General features: G+C 71.5%; 11 protein-coding genes. 4 read left to right on the top strand and 7 right to left on the bottom strand.

What is annotated here, in order from left to right; translation table 11 throughout:
- Positions 1–204 precede the first annotated feature (204 nt).
- Together ACFWHU_RS38095 and ACFWHU_RS38090 are read right to left on the bottom strand one after the other, a co-directional pair.
- Positions 205–825 (bottom strand): hypothetical protein, encoded by a 621-nt coding sequence (locus ACFWHU_RS38095; protein ID WP_385804596.1) that lies wholly within the window; start codon positions 823–825, stop codon positions 205–207.
- 112 nt (positions 826–937) lie between these two features.
- Positions 938–1990, bottom strand: a complete 1053-nt coding sequence (locus ACFWHU_RS38090) for a 3-oxoacyl-ACP synthase III family protein (protein ID WP_387230894.1) — start codon at positions 1988–1990, stop codon at positions 938–940.
- 263 nt (positions 1991–2253) lie between these two features.
- Here ACFWHU_RS38090 and ACFWHU_RS38085 point away from each other — a divergent pair, with 263 nt between their 5' ends.
- The 3 genes from ACFWHU_RS38085 to ACFWHU_RS38075 all read left to right on the top strand — a co-directional run bounded on the left by ACFWHU_RS38085 (position 2254) and on the right by ACFWHU_RS38075 (position 9803).
- Positions 2254–3438: a cytochrome P450 gene (locus ACFWHU_RS38085; RefSeq protein ID WP_387230892.1), complete on the top strand. Its 1185-nt coding sequence runs from the start codon at positions 2254–2256 to the stop codon at positions 3436–3438.
- 202 nt (positions 3439–3640) lie between these two features.
- On the top strand, positions 3641–8284 hold the full coding sequence (locus tag ACFWHU_RS38080; RefSeq protein ID WP_387230890.1) for a type I polyketide synthase: 4644 nt from the start codon (positions 3641–3643) through the stop codon (positions 8282–8284).
- A 43-nt stretch (positions 8285–8327) separates the two neighbouring features.
- Positions 8328–9803, top strand: coding sequence for an FAD-dependent monooxygenase (locus ACFWHU_RS38075; protein ID WP_385804604.1), 1476 nt, complete (start codon positions 8328–8330; stop codon positions 9801–9803).
- A gap of 135 nt (positions 9804–9938) precedes the next feature.
- Here ACFWHU_RS38075 and ACFWHU_RS38070 read toward each other — a convergent pair whose 3' ends face one another.
- Positions 9939–11372: an FAD-dependent monooxygenase gene (locus ACFWHU_RS38070; RefSeq protein WP_385804606.1), complete on the bottom strand. Its 1434-nt coding sequence runs from the start codon at positions 11370–11372 to the stop codon at positions 9939–9941.
- Positions 11369–12394, bottom strand: coding sequence for a 3-oxoacyl-[acyl-carrier-protein] synthase III C-terminal domain-containing protein (locus ACFWHU_RS38065; RefSeq protein WP_387230887.1), 1026 nt, complete (start codon positions 12392–12394; stop codon positions 11369–11371). The genes ACFWHU_RS38070 and ACFWHU_RS38065 overlap by 4 nt, the downstream gene beginning before the upstream one ends.
- Before the next feature lie 306 nt (positions 12395–12700).
- On the opposite strand from ACFWHU_RS38065, the gene ACFWHU_RS38060 reads away from it, so the two are divergent.
- Positions 12701–13573, top strand: a complete 873-nt coding sequence (locus ACFWHU_RS38060) for a methyltransferase domain-containing protein (RefSeq protein WP_385804610.1) — start codon at positions 12701–12703, stop codon at positions 13571–13573.
- Between the two features lie 114 nt (positions 13574–13687).
- Here the strand turns inward: ACFWHU_RS38060 and ACFWHU_RS38055 are convergent, their stop codons facing one another.
- From ACFWHU_RS38055 to ACFWHU_RS38045, 3 genes are all read right to left on the bottom strand, one after another.
- Positions 13688–14956, bottom strand: coding sequence for an MFS transporter (locus tag ACFWHU_RS38055; protein WP_385804612.1), 1269 nt, complete (start codon positions 14954–14956; stop codon positions 13688–13690).
- Entirely contained in the window at positions 14953–15372 is a 420-nt protein-coding gene (locus ACFWHU_RS38050; RefSeq protein ID WP_385804614.1) for a nuclear transport factor 2 family protein, read from the bottom strand. The genes ACFWHU_RS38055 and ACFWHU_RS38050 overlap by 4 nt, the downstream gene beginning before the upstream one ends.
- On the bottom strand, positions 15365–17953 hold a 2589-nt coding region (locus tag ACFWHU_RS38045; protein WP_387230884.1), incomplete at its 5' end, for an SDR family NAD(P)-dependent oxidoreductase. The genes ACFWHU_RS38050 and ACFWHU_RS38045, both read right to left, overlap by 8 nt.

Raw genomic sequence — 17953 nt, 5'->3', positions numbered from 1 at the left:
GTCGGCCCGCGGCGCCGTCTCTCTGGTTGCGCCCTCTCGGGTCCGCGGAGGGGGGGGGTGGGGGGGGGGGGGGGCCCCCCCGCCGGGGGGGGGCGCGGCCCCACGCCGGAGCGCAGACGCCGGTCTCGATCCTCCGAGTGAGAACGCCGGAGCCGCCGGGGAGACGAGATCCCCGGCGGCTCCGGCGTTCGTGTACGCCCGGTGTCAGCGGCGCAGCTCGTACCGTGACTCGGCGGCCGTCATCGAGTTGATGACCCAGGACAGCGTGCCGCTCATGCCGGCCCAGGGGCCGTCCCAGCAGGCGACCTGGATGGTGGTGCGGCCCCCGGCGAGCTGGGCCTCCATCTCGGTGTAGCCGAAGGCGAACAGCTTGTTGCCCTGCACGGTGGACGTGACGAGCGAGACCGTGAAGTGGTGCCCGGTCTCCGGGTCCTTGCGGATGATCCGCAGCCGCCCGGTGTCCGCGCCGATCTCCTCACGGTCGGAGTTGTAGATCTTCTCCGTCACCAGGACGAGGTCCCCGACGCTCGGCCCATCGGGGCTCAGCGGGGTGTACTCGCGGTCGGCCACTTCCTGGATCACCTTCTCCAGCAGCACGAGTTCCCCGCGCTCGTCCGGCGCGTCAGGAGCCGAGATCTCCGCGAGCGGGCGGGGTACGGCCGCCGCGACCGCCCGCGCGGTGGAGCGCGCCAGCACGGCGAGATCGGGCAGCAGGGTGTCGTCCGCCGAGTAGTCGGCGTCGATGATCTGGCGCCACGAGCCGACGAGCGCGTCGATGACGGGGTTGTAGGTCAGCGGGGTCGTCGGATCGATGGAAGTGGTCATGCGGGACGTTTCCTTCTGTCGGGCGGACGTACTCCTGGCAGGCTGCGCGGAGACGGGACGTGAGACCGGTGACGAGCGACCGGTGACGGGAGACGAGCGGGGTGGACGGTGCTCAGGCGGTGGCCGGCTGCTCCAGCGCGTACCCGGACCTGATCCATTTGCTGGCCTCGATGCTGATGCCCACCGCGCGGTCACCGGGGTTCAGTCGCGGCAGCAGGAGTTCCAACTGGAAGTACGGGATCGCGTTGCCGGTGTTGCCGATCTCCGTCACCCGGCTGATCGGTTCGGAACCGGGCAGGGCGAGATGGGAGAGCGTACGGTCGGTCATCCGCGCCGAGAGTTGCGGCGGCAGGATGTACCGCACCTGCTCGGCATCCCAACTCAGCTCGTGCAGAAGGTGCTTGAGGGCATCGGCCGCCATCGGCGCCGCCGTGGTCTCGATCGCCTTGAAGTCCTCGGACGCGGGCACACCGTCCTCACCGGAGACCGCACGCCCGAACCAGTAGACCGTCTGCCCCGGCGCGCGACCCGCGCCGACCAGCCGCGAGTGCACATGTCTGAGCACCGGACGCCCCTCGGCGGGCACCGTGCCGAGCACGGCCGCGCCGACCCCGTCCCCGAAGATCAGACCGTTGACCTGTACCTCCAGCGGTACGCTCGCCGCGTCGACGTCCGGGCTGGTGTGTTTGGCGCTGGTGTCACCGCCGATGACGAGCGCCGTGCGGTAGGCCCCGCCCCGCAGCAGATCCTGTGTGATCTCCAGGGCCTGGACGGCGCCGGTGCAACCGGACTGGAGCTGGTAGACGGGCACCCCGGCGATGCCGACGCGGCCGGCGATCCGGCTGACGGTGGAGGGGGCCAGATGGTCCGGCGTGGCCGTACTCATGACCACCACGTCGATGTCACCGGCCGCCACCCCGGCGTCCGCCAGCGCACCGCGCGCGGCGATCTCCCCGAGATCGGTGAGGCTGTGGCTGGTCTTGCCCGTGGCGAGGTCGACCGCCAGGTGCCGGCTGCGCGTCCCGATGAACTCGTCCACCCACTGCCGCCACACCGTCGGCATTCCGTAGTGCGCGGCGATGTCCTCGTTGGTGACCGGGGGACCGGGCAGCGCCGTGCCCACCCCGTGGACGAAAACCTGGGCACCGTTGACGGGGACACCCATTGCGAAGACCTCCCGGCTGACGTACCGCGGAAAAACGGAGAGAAAGGGGACGCCGAATACAGAGCGCGCCGAATATCATGCTGATCAGCCACGCTAAAGCCACGCTTGCACCCCGTTAACATCGGTGCTCCCCAAGGCTTTCGAGGCTGTCTGCCTGTTCGTTCCGCGACTTATGCTGCGAACGGTCCGGGCTTCGGCGACGGGGGAATTCGTCAACCGTCGCTCCCCACCGTCGCGTTGTAAATTCGGTACGGAGTGAGAAGATGGCAGAAGAAACCACCCCTGGCGCAGCGGGAGCCGAGTCGCCCGGTCCCGTCGCGGCTCTGATGGGCCAGCTCGCGATGGCGCGGGCCTTCAAGAGCGTCGTCTTCGACGACAACACGAAGACGTGGCAGGTGGTGCGCTACGACGAGGCCGTGCAAGTGCTCACCGACGCCTCGACGTTCTCCGCCCAGCTCGACCGCGTGATGCCCCTGGGCACCGTCAACCGCGGCAACCTCGGCTTCATGGACCCGCCGGAACACAACCAGGCCCGCGCCCTCGTCGGCCAGGCGTTCACCCCGCGCACCGTCCAGGAACTCGGGGCCAGGATGGAGACCGTCACCGAGGAGCTCCTGACCGGCCTCGCGGGTCGCGGCGAGTTCGACCTCATCGCCGACTTCGCGTACACGCTGCCTGTCATCACCATCGCCGAACTCCTCGGCGTACCGGCCGAGGACCGGGCCCTGTTCCACAAGTGGGCCCAGGCGCGCGCCTCCACGACGAGCGCGGTGACCGACGTCCTGAAGGACGAGAAGGTCATGGACGCCCTGCGCGAACAGACCGAGTACTTCAGCGAGCACGCCAGGGCCCGCCGCAAGAACCCCGGCGACGACCTCCTCAGCCAGCTCACGCAGGCCGAACTCGACGGCGACCGGCTGGACGAGGAGGAGATCGCCAACTTCGCCGGGCTGCTCCTGATGGCCGGACATGTCACCGCCACCTCGGTCATCGCCAGCGCCGTACTGGCCCTGGACGACAATCCCGACCAGGCGGCGGCGCTGCGGACGGACCCCGCCCTGCTGCCCGGCGCGATCGAGGAGACCATCCGCTACTACCCGCCGCTCAGCCAGGCTTTCCGGGTCACCACGCGAGAGGTGGAGCTGGGCGGGGAGACGATCCCCGAAGGGCAGATCGTCGTGGCGTGGATGCTCTCCGCCAACCACGACGAACGCCGGTTCACCGACCCCCAGAAGTTCGACATCCGCCGCGACCCCAACCCGCACATCGGGTTCAGCCGGGGTGTGCACTTCTGCCTGGGTGCCGCCCTGGCCCGGCTGGAGATCCGCATCGCGCTGGAGGGGCTGTACCGGCACTTCCCGAACCTCAAGGTCCTGCCCGGCACCGAGTGGCACGACAACCTGCGGCTCATCGGCCCCCGCTATCTGCCGGTCGGCACCGGCGGCTGACAGCCGACGTACGCGCGATCCGCGTCCAGCCCCCGAAGGCCGGACGCGGATCACGCGTGCCCGGAAAGCACCACCCGCACCGGTCGGCGCGACATCGCCCGGTCGCCGCTCCTCCCGAAACACGCCCTAGTGGGCCTTTAGGGGCGCTGATGAGCATGACTGCTCACGTACGACGTGCCGAGGAGCTGAGGAGACCAGCGGGATGGCCAACGAGGAAAAGCTCCTGGACTACCTCAAGTGGGTGACCGCCGACCTGCACGAGACACGCCGACGGCTCGCCGACGCCGAAGCCGGACGCCACGAGCCCGTCGCCATCATCGGAATGGGCTGCCGCTTCCCCGGAGGTGTCCGGTCCCCCGAGGACCTGTGGCGGCTGGTCTCCACCGGCGGCGACGCCGTCTCCCGCTTCCCCCGTGACCGGGGGTGGGACGTCGAGGGGCTCTACGACCCCGACCCCGAACGGCCCGGCCACACGTACGTGAAGGAGGGCGGATTCCTCTACGACGCCGCCCACTTCGACCCCGAGGCGTTCGACATGACCCCCCGGGAGGCCGCGGCAACCGACCCGCAGCACCGGCTACTGCTGGAGACGGCCTGGGAGACCTTCGAGAACGCGGGCATCGACCCCCTGTCCCTGCGCGGCACCGACACCGGCACGTTCGCCGGCGTCATGTACAGCGACTACGCCACCCAGGTCGGCAAGGCGCTCGAAGGGTACGAGGGGCACATCAGCATCGGCAGCGCGCCGAGCATCGCCTCCGGCCGCGTCGCCTACTCCTTCGGTCTCGAAGGCCCCGCCGTCACCGTCGACACCGCCTGCTCCTCCTCCCTGGTGGCCCTCCACCTCGCCGCCCAGGCCCTGCGCAACGGGGAGTGCTCCCTCGCGCTCGCCGGCGGCGCCACCGTGATGTGCGGACCCGGCATCTTCGTCGAGTTCAGCCGGCAGCGGGGACTGGCGCCCAACGGCCGGTGCAAGCCGTTCGCCGCCGCCGCCGACGGCACCGGATGGGCCGAGGGCTCCGCGCTGCTCCTGGTGGAACGGCTCAGCGACGCCCGCCGCAACGGGCACCAGGTCCTCGCCGTGCTGCGCGGCTCGGCCGTCAACCAGGACGGTGCCTCCAACGGGCTCACCGCCCCGAACGGGCCCTCGCAGCAGCGCGTCATCCGACAGGCCCTCTCCCACGCCGGCCTGTCGTCGGCGGACGTGGACGTCGTCGAGGCCCACGGCACCGGCACCACCCTCGGCGACCCCATCGAAGCCCAGGCCATCCTCGCCACCTACGGTCAGGGCCGCCCCGACGGACAGCCGTTGCGGCTCGGCTCCGTCAAATCCAACCTCGGCCACACCCAGGCCGCCGCCGGTGCGGCGGGCCTGATGAAGATGATCCTTTCGATGCGGCACGGCGTGCTGCCCCGCAGCCTCCACATCGACGCGCCCACCCCGCACGTGGACTGGTCGGCGGGGTCCGTGGAACTCCTCACCGAGAACACCCCCTGGCCGGGCGGCGGCGAGCAGCCGCGCCGCGCCGGGGTGTCCTCCTTCGGCATGAGCGGCACCAACGCGCACGTCGTCATCGAGGAGCCGCCTGCCCCCGCGGAGCCGCCCGCCGCACCGGTGCGCCCGGCCGGCCCCGTGACGCTGCGGCTCTCCGGACACTCCTCCGCCGCCCTGCGCGCCCAGGCCGACCGCACCCACCGCCACCTCACGGACCACCCGGACCTCGAACTGCCGGACGTGGCGCACACGCTCGCCACGGCACGAGCCACACTCGACCACCGGGGCGCCGCCGTCGGCGAAACCCGCGACGACGTCCTCGCCGCGCTGCGGGGGCTGGCCGACGGGTCACCGGCCGCCGTGAGCGGACGGGCCGTCGCCGGACGTCTCGCCGTCCTGTTCACCGGTCAGGGCTCACAACGTCCGGGCATGGGCCGCGAGTTGTACGCCCGGTTCCCGGTCTTCGCCGAAGCGTTCGACACCGTCTGCGCCGCACTCGACCCGCACCTGGACCGGCCGCTGCGTGACGTCGTACTCGCCGAGCCGGGCACCACGGCCGCCGACGAAGCGGCCGAACTCCTGGACCGGACGCAGTACACCCAACCCGCCCTCTTCGCCCTGGAAGTGGCGCTCTACCGGCTGGCCGAGTCCTTCGGCGTCCGCCCCGACCACCTGATCGGGCACTCGCTGGGCGAACTGACGGCCGTCCATGTCTCCGGCATGCTGGACCTCCCCGACGCCTGCGCCTTCGTCGCCGCCCGCGGGCGGCTCATGCAGGCACTGCCCGAGGGCGGTGCCATGGCGGCCCTCCAGGTCGCCGAGGACCAGATCCTGCCCATGATCAGCGGCCGGGCGCACCAGGTCGGCATCGCGTCCGTCAACAGCCCCGACTCCACGGTGATTTCGGGGGAGCGGAGCGCCGTCGAGGAGATCACCGCCTTCTGGGAGGTCTGGGGCCACAGCACCAAGCGGCTCCGGGTCAGCCACGCCTTCCACTCACCGCTGCTGGAACCGATGCTGGACGAGCTCTCCGAGATCGTCTCCGGTCTGACGTTTCGGCCGGCGACGATCCCCGTCGTCTCCAACCTCACTGGGAAGGTCCTCAGCACCGAGGAAGCCGCCTCCCCGCGCTACTGGGCCGACCACGTCCGGCACACCGTACGGTTCGCCGACTCCATCGCCCACCTCGCCCAGCAGGACGTCCGGTTCTACCTCGAACTCGGGCCCGACGGCACCCTCACCGGACTCACCTACGACTGTCTGACCAGCGGGGCCGCACCGAGCCCGGACGCCGCCGTCCTCGCCGCCGCACTGCGGCCCGGCGAGCCCGAGGCCATGACCTTCATGACCGCCCTGGCCCGGCTGCACGCGAGCGGCGCCCCGATCGCTCCTGACACCGCCGACGAAGACCGTCCCCCGGGCGGCGCCCTCGTACCCCTGCCGACCTACGCCTTCCAGCGGCGCCGGCTGTGGGTCGACCCGCCGCCGGGGCCCAAGCCCCGGACCGTTTCCGCCGGCGACGCTCCCTTCTGGGCGGCCGTCGAGAACGGGGACCTCGACCAACTCGCCGCCACCGTGCACGCCGACGACGAGCAGCGGGCCGCGCTTGCCGCGCTGCTCCCCGCCCTCACCGGCTGGCGGCGCGCCCAGGACGGCCGCTACCGGCTGCGCTGGGACCCGGTCCCCGACCCCGTGCCTGACGCGGGTGACCACTCCGCCCCCGGCAACTGGCTCGCCGTGCTCCCCCCGGCGCTCGCCACCCCCGACGCCGCCGACATCCTCACCGGGATCACCGGTGCGCTCACCGCCCACGGGCACCGTGTCGTCGCCTTCGTCGCGGACCCGGACGGCGAACCCTCGCCCGCCGAACTCCTGCGCGCGCAGCTCGCCGCCGGCGCCCCGGACGGCACGCCCTTCACCGGCGTACTGTCCCTGCTCGCCCTGGACGAGCGCCCGCACCACGACCATCCGGCGGTCTCCGTCGGTACGGCCCTCACCGCCGCTCTCGTCCAGGGCGTGGCAGCCGCGGCGCGCCCCGTGCCGGTCTGGGGTCTCACCCGCGGCGCCGTCGCCGTCGAGGCGTCGGACGGCACCCGCCCCGAACAGGCGCCGGTCTGGGCCGTGTTGCAGGCCGCCGCCGCCGAACTCCCCACCTGGTCCGGGGGGCTGATCGACCTGCCCGGCACACTCGACGACGACGCCGGACGCCGACTGGCCGCCTTCCTGCGCGGCAGCGCCGAGCAGCAGGTCGCCCTGCGGCCCGCCGGGCTCCTCGCCCGCAGGCTGAGCCCGCTGCCGACGGACGAGAGCGACGTCTGGCAGCCCGGCGGAACCGTGCTCGTCACCGGCACCGACACCCCGTACGGCGCGCACGCCGCCCGGTGGCTCGCCGCGCACGGCGCCGAACATCTCGTCCTCCTCGCGGACGAGGCGCCAACAGGACTGGCGGAGACGGGAGTCGGACTCACCCTGTGGCCGTACGACCCCACCGACGACGACACGGACACCGACCGCGACGGGCTCGCCGCCCTGCTGGCGGACACACCGGTCACCGCCGTGATCCACACCACCGGCGCCGCCCACACCGACCCCCGCACCGCCCTGGTCACCGCCCACCGCCTCGACCGGCTCACCCGCAACCGGGACCTCGCCGCCTTCGTCGTCTTCTCCGACCTGTCCGGCACCCTCGGACTGCCCGGCACCGGCGCCCGGGCCCCGCTCCACGCCCGCCTCGAAGCGCTCACCGACGCCCGGCGGGCCGCCGGACTCCCCGCCGCGACCCTCGCGTTCGGACCGCTCACCGAGGAGCCGCACCTCGCTCCGTTCGGCGTGCGTCCCCTCGCGCTGAAACCAGCGATGGACGTGCTCGGCCGGATCCCCGCCCGGGGCGCGGCCACCACCGTCGTTGCCGACATCGACTGGGCACGGTTCACCGCCGAGCCGAACAACGCCCCCCTGGCGCTGCTGCGGGAGATCCCCGGCGCCCGTAGCGCCGCCGCGCACGACGGCACCGGCCCGATCGGCGCCGACCGTGACGCGGAGGGAGAGCGACTGCGCGCCCGCCTCGCCGAAGCCTGTGACGACGAAGAGGCGCGGGCCGTCCTGCTCGACCTCGTACGGGACTGTGCCGCCGACATTCTCGGCCACCACTCCGCCGACCAGGTCGGCCCCGAGGACAACCTCGCCGAGATCGGCTTCTCCTCCTTCTCCGCACTCCAGTTGTGCACACGGCTCAACGCCGCCACCCAACTGACCATGCCCACAGTCGTCGTCTACGACCATCCGACTCCGGCCGGTCTGGCCCTGCACATGCACGGCCGGCTCGCCGCGACCGCACATCCCTCACGCTGACCGCCCACCGCGGCACGTGGAAGAACCCGGAATGGAGATTCCTTTGACTGGCACCGTCGTCATAGCGGGAGCAGGCCCGGTCGGCCTGTTCCTCGCCAGCGAGCTGCGGCTGGCAGGGGTGGAAGCCGTCGTCCTCGAACGCTCACCGAAGGCGAACGAGCACACCGTCGGCGGCACCCTCCACGCCCGCACCGCCGACCTGTTCGACCAGCGCGGCATCATGGACACCCTGCGCGCCGGGAACCCCCCGCTGTGGCCGCGACTGCACTTCGCCAGCTACTGGCTCGACCTCGCGCCCCACATGGAGGACGAGTACTCCCTCCTCCTGCCGCAGCAGTACACCGAAGAGATGCTCGAAGCCCACGCCACCGAGCTCGGCGCCGACATCCGGCGCGGCCACACCTGCGTCAGCCTCACCCAGGACGCCGACGGTGTCACCGTCGGGGTACGCGCCGACAGCGGCGACTACGAGCTGCGCGGCGCCTTCCTCGTCGGCTGCGACGGCGGTGACAGCACCGTCCGCGAACTGGCCGCATTCCCCGTCCAGGAGAGCGGCCCGCGCTGGTACGGCCTGCTCGCCGACGTCGAGTCCATCGAGGGCGACTGGCACCCGGGCAACTACCCCGGAGGCCAGTTCGCGGTCATCCGGTCGCCGCACGAGGGCGGCCCATCGCGCATCATGACGCTGGAGTTCAACGAAACGACCCAGCCGCCGCCGGCCGACCAGCCCGTCAGCGTCGAAGAGGTGATCGCCAGCACCGAACGGATCACCGGACGCACCCCCGTCGTCGGCGACGTCCAGTGGCTCCACCGCTACACCAACACCACACGCGAGGCCGAGAACTACCGGCAGGGCCGCGTCTTCGTCGCCGGCGACGCCGCACACCTGCACGTCGCCTTCGCGGGCCACGGCCTCAGCACCGGCCTGCACGACGCCGCCAACCTCGGCTGGAAGCTCGCCGCCGTCCTCGACGGACGCGCCCCCGACAGCCTCCTCGACACCTACGACGAGGAACGGCGGCCGGTCGGCCACCGGGCCTGCGTCTTCACCCAGTCACAGATGGCGCTGCTCACCCAGGGCCAGCAACTCGACGTCCTGCGGCAGCTCTTCACCGACCTGGTCAAGCTGCCCGAGGTCAACCACCACCTCATCACCACCGTGACCGACGTCCGCTACGCCGTCGACGGCGCCGCGAAGGAGGACACTCACCCCCTCCTCGGCCGGCCCGTGCCGAACCAGCTCGTGAAGGGTCCCGACGGACAGGCCACCGCCGTCGCCGAAGCACTCCGCGCCGGCCGCGGCGTGCTGATCGACCTCACCGACGGCGCCGCCGCACTGCCCGACACCTCCGGCCGCCGGGGTCACCTCGACAGCGTGTCCCGGGGCCCGGCCGACGCCGTGGACGCCACGGCGCTGCTCGTACGCCCCGACGGCTTCGTCGCCTGGGCCGCGACAGCCGAATCAGGAAACGACGGCCTGGAGCCCGCTCTGCGCCGCTGGTTCGGCGACACCGCCTGACAACGGCCGGGAGACAACGAAGGGGTGCCCCGGGCGTCGGTCACGACACCCGGGGCACCCTCCGTCGCACGACCCGCGGCCGCACGACTCACATGGTCGCCCGCCGGCCCACGGACCCGCCGGCCCACCCGCCCGTCAACGGACGGCGACCCGCGCCGGTCCACGCAGAAGAGCCAGCTCGGCCCCGCTCAACCGGGGCTGCGGCAGCGGCTTCGCACCCGACGCCGCCGCGGCACGCACCGCGTCGAGCACCCCCGCGTCCTCCAGATCCGCCAGCGGCTCCGACATCGACATCACCCCGGTCATCGCCGCGTTCACCCCGGCATCCCGCGACGCGGCGGCCTGCAGCAAATCGGCGAACCGCGCCCGCGCCTCGGCCCGCGCCCCCAACTCCGCGTCGGAGGACACGATCCGGCACTCGGGGAACCGCACGTCCTGCGACGTCGCCCACAGCCACGGATCGTCCACCGCCGCGCTGATCGCCCCCACCGTCTCCCGCGCACGCTCGGGACGCACCCCGTACGCCGCGAGCTCGTCCCGCAGCGCCTCGGCGCCACGCGCCGCCGCCGTCATCCCGTGCCCGTACGCGGGGTTGAGCGCCGACAGCGCGTCCCCCAGCACCAACAGCCCCGCCGGCCAGGACGGCATCCGCTCGTACCGCACCCGCCGGTTACGCGTACTGCGCGTACTGCGCGGCTCGGTCAGCGGCTCGGCCGCGGCGACCATACGTGCCACCAGCGGATGCCGCAGGCTCCGCGCGAACGCCGCGAAACCCGCCGCGTCGGCGGGCGGACGCGCACCCCGGCTGCCGGACAGGGACACCATCCACCGATCACCCTCGATCGGCACCACCAGACCGTTGCGCGCCGGTTTCGCCACCCGGTGGTCCGCGTACAGACTCACCACCGGAAAGACACCCGCCGCGCCCTCGGGCGCCCGGAAGACCCGCGTGGTGTACGTCAGGCCGGAGTCCACCGTCTCCTCCTCGGCCGCCGGCAGACCCAACCCCGTCAACCAGCCGCTCAGCCCCGAGCCACGCCCCGTCGCGTCCACCACGACATCGGCGGCCAGCAGCCGCTCCGCGCCCCCCTCGCCGTCCCGCGCCCGAACCCGTACACCGCTCACGGCTCCGGCGTCACCGGCCAGACCGGCGGCCACGGTGCCCTCAAGCACCGAGACGTTCGGCAACGCGAGCACACAACCACGCAGCACCCACTCCAGCAACGCCCGACTGCACGTGAGCATGTACTGCGTCTCGGGGAACCGCTCGCACCAGCCGGCCGCCGACATCAGCAGCATGTCCCGCTGCACCCCGACCCGCCGCGCACCCGCCGCCAGCAGCCGCTCGGCCGCGCCCGGCAACAGCCGCTCCACCGCCCGCGCCCCACCGGACCACAGCACGTGCGCGTGCTCCGCCTGCGGCACACCCGTACGCGCCGCAGGCCCCACGGCCGGGTACTCGTCCCTCTCCACGACGGTGACCGAACCCGCGTACGGCGCGAGAGCCGCGGCGGCCAGCAGACCGGCGACACTGCCGCCCAGGACCACCGCGTGAGTCCCCCCGCTCACAGCACCTCCACGGCGATCCCGCCCCTGACCCACTCGGTGGCCTCGACCGTCAGACCCACGACACGCCCGCCGCTGCCCAGACCGGCCAGCGCACGCTCCAACTGGAACAGCAGAAGCCCGTTCACGTTGTTGCCCGTCTCCTCGACACGGCTCGTCACCCTCGACTCCGCCACACCCAGCAGCTCGCACACCCGCTCCGTGACACGCCCGGAGTGCTGCGGCGGAAGCACCGCGTCGACATCGGAGTCCTTCCACCCGACATCGTCCAGCAACTCCCGCCACGCCTCGGCCGCCAGCACCGGAACCTGCCTCTCCACAACGCCCCGGTCGTCGGTCACGGCCGGCGCCCCCGTCCCGGCATGGGCACCGAACCACTCCACGGTCTGCGCCGGAGGAAGCCCGCCGACCAGCCGCGTACGCACCCGCCGGACCACGGCGGCCCCCGGGCGCGGCTCCACGCTCAGCACCGCGCACCCCGCGCCGTCCCCCGCCAGCGCCATCGAGACAAGCTCGGCGGGGGACAGGTGCTTGACGTCGCCACTGGGATCGAAGTGCTTGACCCAGGTGTCGCCGCCCAGAACCAGCGCCGTACGGGCCGAACCGCCCGCCAGGCGCTGCACGGCGATCTCCATCGCCTGCACGACCCCCGCGCACCCGGACTGCACCTGGTACGACGGCACGCCGTCGATGCCCAGCCGGTCCGCGACGATGTTGACGGTCGCGGGCATCAGCATGTCCGGCATGCTCGTGCCCATCACCAGCAGATCGACGTCCTGCGCGTCCAGCCCGGCCGCCGCCAGCGCCTCCCGCGCCGCGGCCTCCCCGAGATCCGCCAGGGTGTGGGTGATCTCGCCGGACTCCAGGTCCCTGGCCAGATGACGGGAGCGGATCCCCACACCCGTCTCGGCCCAGCGTGCCCAGCTGTCCCCGACACCGAGCCGGTGCGCCAGCGCCACGTTGTCGACCGGAGGACCGGGCAGGGCCGTCCTGACCGACAGGATGTGAATGTTCGGACTGTCCATCCCGTCTCCAATTCTCCCGCGCACACGTGCGGATGACATACCGGACGCCGATGCTGTCGCCGTCGGCTAAAGCCCCCCTAACTCACCGTTCCCCCACATGAGACGCACTCCGCGGCATTCAGATTCTCTTTAGCGGGTTGCTAGGCGGCTCTGTTGAGAATGAGGCCGTCCGTATTCCGCACAGTAGGGCCGTCAGCACGCGCCGCGGTGAGACAGCACGGCCATCGCCAACCCCTGCGGCCTGCTTGGTCAGGAGGAAAGCGAATTATGGCAAGACCGCAGGCATCGCTTCGCGAGGACGTCCGCATGTTGGGCAGCCTCGTCAAGTTCCGAATGGCCAGCGACTGGACCAAGAAGGTCCAGAGCATTTACGAGATGTACCCCCCTGGGCACCTCATGACCGAGGAGAGCACCTACTTCAACCAGGGATACTGGGAGACCGGGAACGAGACGTACGACGCGGCCCAGGAAGCCCTCGCCGGCCTTCTGGCCGACACCGTGGGCATGCGCGAGGGCGACACCGTCCTCGACTGCGGATTCGGCTACGGAGACCAGGACTTCTACTGGCTCAAGAGCCGTAAGCCCCGGCAGATCTTCGGCATCAACATCACGCCGAAGCACGTCGAGTTCGCGAGCGACCGGGCGCGGCGCGAAGGCGTCACGGACCGGGTCAACTTCCAGCTCGCCTCCGCCACGGAGATCCCGTTCCCCGACAACACCTTCGACCGCGTCGTGTCGCTGGAGTCGGCCATGCACTACCAGCCGCGCAGCCAGTTCTTCAAGGAGGCCTACCGCGTCCTCAAGCCCGGCGGTGTCATCGCCACGGCCGACATCGTCCCCATGCCCGGCGCGGGACCGCGAGAGAACCTCAAGGCCCACGCACTGGGCTGGCTCAAGTGGACCGTCGACGACCGCAACTGGCACGACCGGGACGTCTACGCCGAGAAGCTGAGCCAGACGGGCTTCGAATCGGTCGGCGTCACGACCATCCAGCCCAAGGTGTGGGAGCCCTGGCGCGCCTACATCACCAAGAAGGTCGCCGACCCGGCGTTCAAGCCCACCGTGAGCAAGCTCTACTACCGCGTCCTGCAGAAGGCATGGGCGGACCCCGAGCTGCTCAGGCGGGAACTGGAGACCGTGGACTACATCATGGCGGCCGGCACCAAGCCCCTGACCTGACCGGGGGCATGACATGACAGTGGGGGCGGTCCGCCAGGGACCGCCCCCACTGTCGTACGTACATCAGGAAGTGCCGGGCCCGTACGTCAGGAGTACCGGGCCCGGCACACCGGCTCAGGACACCGCGCGGATCCGCAGCACCAGCGCGCTGCCGCCCAGCGTCAGCACCGCCGACAGCGCGAAGAGCGCGGGGTAGCCCGCCAGCGACACCACGGGCCCGGCGATCGCCGGGGCGAGCAGGTTCGGAGCCGTATTGGCCACGTTCACCAGCCCCAGGTCCTTCCCCCGGTCCGTCGCCGACGGCAGGACCTCCGTCACCAGCGCGGAGTGGACAGCCAGATACACACCGAAACCGGCACCGAGAATGGCCGCCGCCAGCACCGCCGCCGGCCAGGTCGGTGACACCGCCATCACCACCGAGGCCAGCGCCAGGACGGCGCCCGCGCCCAGCACGAACACCTTCCGGCGCCCGATCCTGTCCGACCAGTAACCACCGAGCACGATGGTGACGAGGAGGAAGAGCGTGGTGACCGCGGTGAGCTGGAGGACGGCCTCGTCGGCGTCCTTCACCTTCACCGAGTCCTGAAGGAAGTACAGCAGATACAACGAAGCGGCGGCGCCGCTGAGCTGGGTGATGAAACGGCTCGCCCACGCCCAGCCGAAGTCCGGATGGCGCCGCGGACTGATCCACATACCGCGCAGCAGCGACCCCAGCGGCGGGCGAGCCGCGGGCGGCAGCGGATCGTCCGGCGTCAGCAGGACGAACGGCAGCATCAGCCCCACCACCACGAGCCCCAGCGCCACATAGCCCGGACGCCCGGGAACCACGGCCGACACCAGCCCGACGCCGAGCACCGCGCCCAGCACCTGCGGCAGGTTCACCCATCCCGACACCAGTCCGCGCTGCCTCACCGGCACCCGGTCCGGCACCGCAGCCGTCAGCGTGGCCAGCATCATGTTCAGCCCCACCTGCACGAACACCCACGCCACGGTGACACCGGCGATCGTGTCCTGCCGCGACAGGGCCGCCAGGGCCACGGCGCCCAGCACCGCGCCACCGACCGTCCACGGCCGCCGCCGCCCCAGCCGGCCCGTCGTCCGGTCGGACAACGCGCCCACCAGCGGAGTCGTCAGCAGCACCGCCAGCGCACCCGCACCCGTCACCCAGCCCAGCAGCGACTTCTTGTTCTCCGGTGAGATGCCCTGGATCTGATCCGGCAGCAGCACCTGGAGCGGAGCCATGAAGGCCATCCACACACCGAGATTCGCCAGAACCAGCAGCAGTGTCCACGGTCTGCTGACCGGCTCCGTCGGCTCGGCGAGAGCCGCGTACGACGGAGCGGCCTCCTGCGGTTGCTGTACGGGAGTGCTGGGGGTGCTCACCGCACCCCCTGGGCTGCCGACGCGGCCGGCGTGACACCGGTATCCGTACGGCCCCAGAACAGCCGCATCTCCCGGATCAGCCCGTCGGCACCCACCCGCAGCAGGGCGACGAACGCGACGGTCAGCCGGCTCCCCGCCGGCAGCCGCGCGTCGTCCAGTTCGGCCGTGGCCGGCAGCAGCACGTGCTCGTCGTCCAAGGACGCCACCGGAACCCCGGGCGTTTCGAGTACGCGGGAGGCGACCGCGCGGGCCAAGTGCTCCCGGAGCGCTGTCAGGCCCGTCAGCGTGCCACTCCCGACCGGGTCCTCGTACCGGATCTCCGGCGAGAACAACGCCAGGGCACCATCCACGTCACCGGCGTTCAGACGGTGGCAGTACTCCAACGCCACCTTCTTGCGCTCCGCCTCATCAGGCATGCGAGTTCCTTCCCAGGTCCTTGTCGATAAAGTCGAACAGCTCGTCGCTGGAGGCCCCCTGGAGCCGGTCGGACGTCGTGTCCTCCCGTGCGGCGGCCTCCCGCTCGTTCCGGTCCGCGTTGAGCCTCGCCAGCACCGCGGTCAGTCGCAGGGCCACCCGGTCGAGGACCGAGTCGTCGGTCCCGGCGAGCAACGCGGCGTCCAGCCGGTCCAGTTCGGCGAGCGGGTTCTTCGGCACCGTCACCGTCATCGCTTCACCGGCCGCCGGGCCCCCGGCGAACAACTCGTCGTGGAGGTGGAGCGCGACGGCCTTCGGCGACGGGTGGTCGAAGACGAGCGTCGCGGGCAGCCGCAGCCCCGTCGTCGCGGCCAGACGGTTCCGCAGCTCGACCGCGGTGAGCGAGTCGAAGCCCAGATCCTTGAACGCCTTGTCCGGCGACGCCGATGCCCCCGGACCATGACCGAGCACCGCGCTCACATGGGCGGAGACCAGCTTCACCAACTCCTCCCGCGCCTCGTGCGTCTCCAGCCCGGACAGCCGGCCGAGCAGTCCGGCGGGCCCGCCCGGCGTGCCGGCGGCCGCGCGCCGGACAGGCCGCACCAGTCCACGCATCAACGGAGGCACGCTGTCCGCGTCGATGTGCGAGGGGGACAGCTCCGCGGGCAGCAGCATCGGGGGTTCCCCCGAGGCTGCCGCGATGTCGAACAGCGCCACACCCGTCTCACTCGTCATCGGCACCAGCCCGGACCGCCTCAGCTTGGCCACGTGACCGTCGTCCATGTGGGCGGTCATGCCGGTGGTTTGTGCCCAGTAGCCCCAGGCGAGTGAGGTGGTGGGTTGTCCGTTGTGGTGGCGGTGGTGGGCGAGGGTGTCGAGGAAGGTGTTGGCGGTGGCGTAGTTGGCTTGTCCGGTGGCGCCGAGGGTGGCGGCGGCGGAGGAGAAGAGGATGAATGCGTCGAGGTTGTGGTCGGCTGTGAGTTGGTGGAGGTTCCAGGCGGCGTCGACCTTGGGTGCCATCACGGTGGTGAGGTGTTCGGGGGTGAGGTTGTCGATGGTGGCGTCGTCGAGGACGCCTGCGGTGTGGATGACGGCGGTGAGTGGGTGTTCGGCGGGGATGGTGTCGAGGAGGGTGGTGAGTTGTTGCCGGTCGGCGGCGTCGCATGCGGTGATGCGGACGTCGGCGCCGAGCGCGGTCAGCTCCTTCAGCAGGGCCTGGGCCTTCTCCGTCTCCGGGCCGGACCTGCTGGTGAGGAGGAGGTGGCGGGCGCCGTGCTGGGTGACGAGATGCCGTGCGATGTGGGTGCCGATGGTTCCGGTGCCGCCGGTGATGAGGGTGGTGCCGTGGGGGTTGAGGGTGAGGTTGTTGCCGGGTGCGGGGGTGTGGCGGGTGAGGCGGGGGGTGAGTATGTCCCCGTTGCGGACAGCGAGTTGGGGTTCGCCGGTGGTGATGGCGTGGGTGAGGTTCTTGGCGCTGTGGGGGTGGTTGTCGGTGTCGATGAGGGTGATGCGGTGGGGGTGTTCGTTCTGGGCGCTGCGGATGAGGCCCCAGAGGGGCGCGTGGGTGAGGTCCGTTATGTTCTCGTCGGGGTTGGTGGTGACGGCGCCGTGGGTGAGGACGACGAGGTGGCGGTCGGTGTTGGCGGGGTCGGCGAGCCAGTCCTGGAGGTGCTGGAGCGTCTGGGCGGCGGCGTGGTGGACCTGCGCGGGGACGGACAGGTCGGGGTCGGCTGAATCGAGTTCGAGGTGTGCGATCGACTCGGGTACGGCCGTGGCGGGTGCTCCGGCGGTGAGGATCGTCCAGGCCCGGTGGTCGCCGGCGTCGGTGACGGCGTCACTCGCAACAGATGTCCACTCGACCGCGAACAGCCGGTTGTGGGTGCTGGTCCCGGCCGCCGCCAACTGCGCCGTATCGATGGCACGCATGGTGAGGGCGTCGATGCGCGCGACCAACGCGCCCTGAGGGTCCGTGAGTACGAGCGAGACAGAAGATGCGTCCGTCTGCGTGACATGTGCCCGTACCGAGGTCGCCCCGGTGGAGAACAGCTCGACGCCGGACCACGAGAACGGCAACTGGACACGCTGCTCGTCGGACGACCCGAGTGCGAGGGTGTGGAGGGCGGCGTCGAGGAGTGCGGGGTGGATGCCGTAGCCGGTGACGTCGGTGTCGGGGTCGAGTTCGATTTCGGCGTAGAGGTTGTCGCCGTTGCGCCAGGCTGCGGTGAGTCCTTGGAATGTGGGGCCGTAGCCGTAGCCGTGGGTGGCGAGGTCGTCGTAGAGGCTGTCGGTGCTGAGCGCCGTGACATCCACGGGCGGCCACGCAGTCGGCTCGACAGGGGCGTTCGTCGCCGCGGTGTTCGAGAGCAGACCTGTGGCGTGGAGGGTCCAGGGTTCGTCGTCGGCTTGGCGGGAGTGGATGGTGATGGGGATGTGGTGCTGGGTGCTGGCCGGATCCGGGTCTTCGGGGCCGGTGGCTATATGGAGTTGGATGGTTGCGTGTTCGGGGATGGTGAGTGGGGTTTGGAGGGTGAGTTCGGTGAGGTGGGGGTGGTTGGTGTGGTGTCCGGTGTGGAGTGCGAGGTC

The sequence above is a fragment of the Streptomyces sp. NPDC060366 genome, assembly GCF_042725135.1.
In the GTDB taxonomy this organism is placed as follows: domain Bacteria; phylum Actinomycetota; class Actinomycetes; order Streptomycetales; family Streptomycetaceae; genus Streptomyces.
The sequence above is the reverse complement of the archived record's forward strand: the minus strand, read 5'-3'. Positions and strand labels throughout refer to the sequence as shown.

What these genes read in the sequence shown, in the direction of transcription:
- ACFWHU_RS38080 (WP_387230890.1), top strand. Translation starts at nt 3,641, where the DNA reads ATGGCCAACGAGGAAAAGCTCCTGGACTACCTCAAGTGGGTGACCGCC.
- ACFWHU_RS38050 (WP_385804614.1), bottom strand. Translation starts at nt 15,372, where the DNA reads ATGCCTGATGAGGCGGAGCGCAAGAAGGTGGCGTTGGAGTACTGCCAC.
- ACFWHU_RS38065 (WP_387230887.1), bottom strand. Translation starts at nt 12,394, where the DNA reads ATGGACAGTCCGAACATTCACATCCTGTCGGTCAGGACGGCCCTGCCC.
- ACFWHU_RS38095 (WP_385804596.1), bottom strand. Translation starts at nt 825, where the DNA reads ATGACCACTTCCATCGATCCGACGACCCCGCTGACCTACAACCCCGTC.
- ACFWHU_RS38090 (WP_387230894.1), bottom strand. Translation starts at nt 1,990, where the DNA reads ATGGGTGTCCCCGTCAACGGTGCCCAGGTTTTCGTCCACGGGGTGGGC.
- ACFWHU_RS38060 (WP_385804610.1), top strand. Translation starts at nt 12,701, where the DNA reads ATGTTGGGCAGCCTCGTCAAGTTCCGAATGGCCAGCGACTGGACCAAG.
- ACFWHU_RS38085 (WP_387230892.1), top strand. Translation starts at nt 2,254, where the DNA reads ATGGCAGAAGAAACCACCCCTGGCGCAGCGGGAGCCGAGTCGCCCGGT.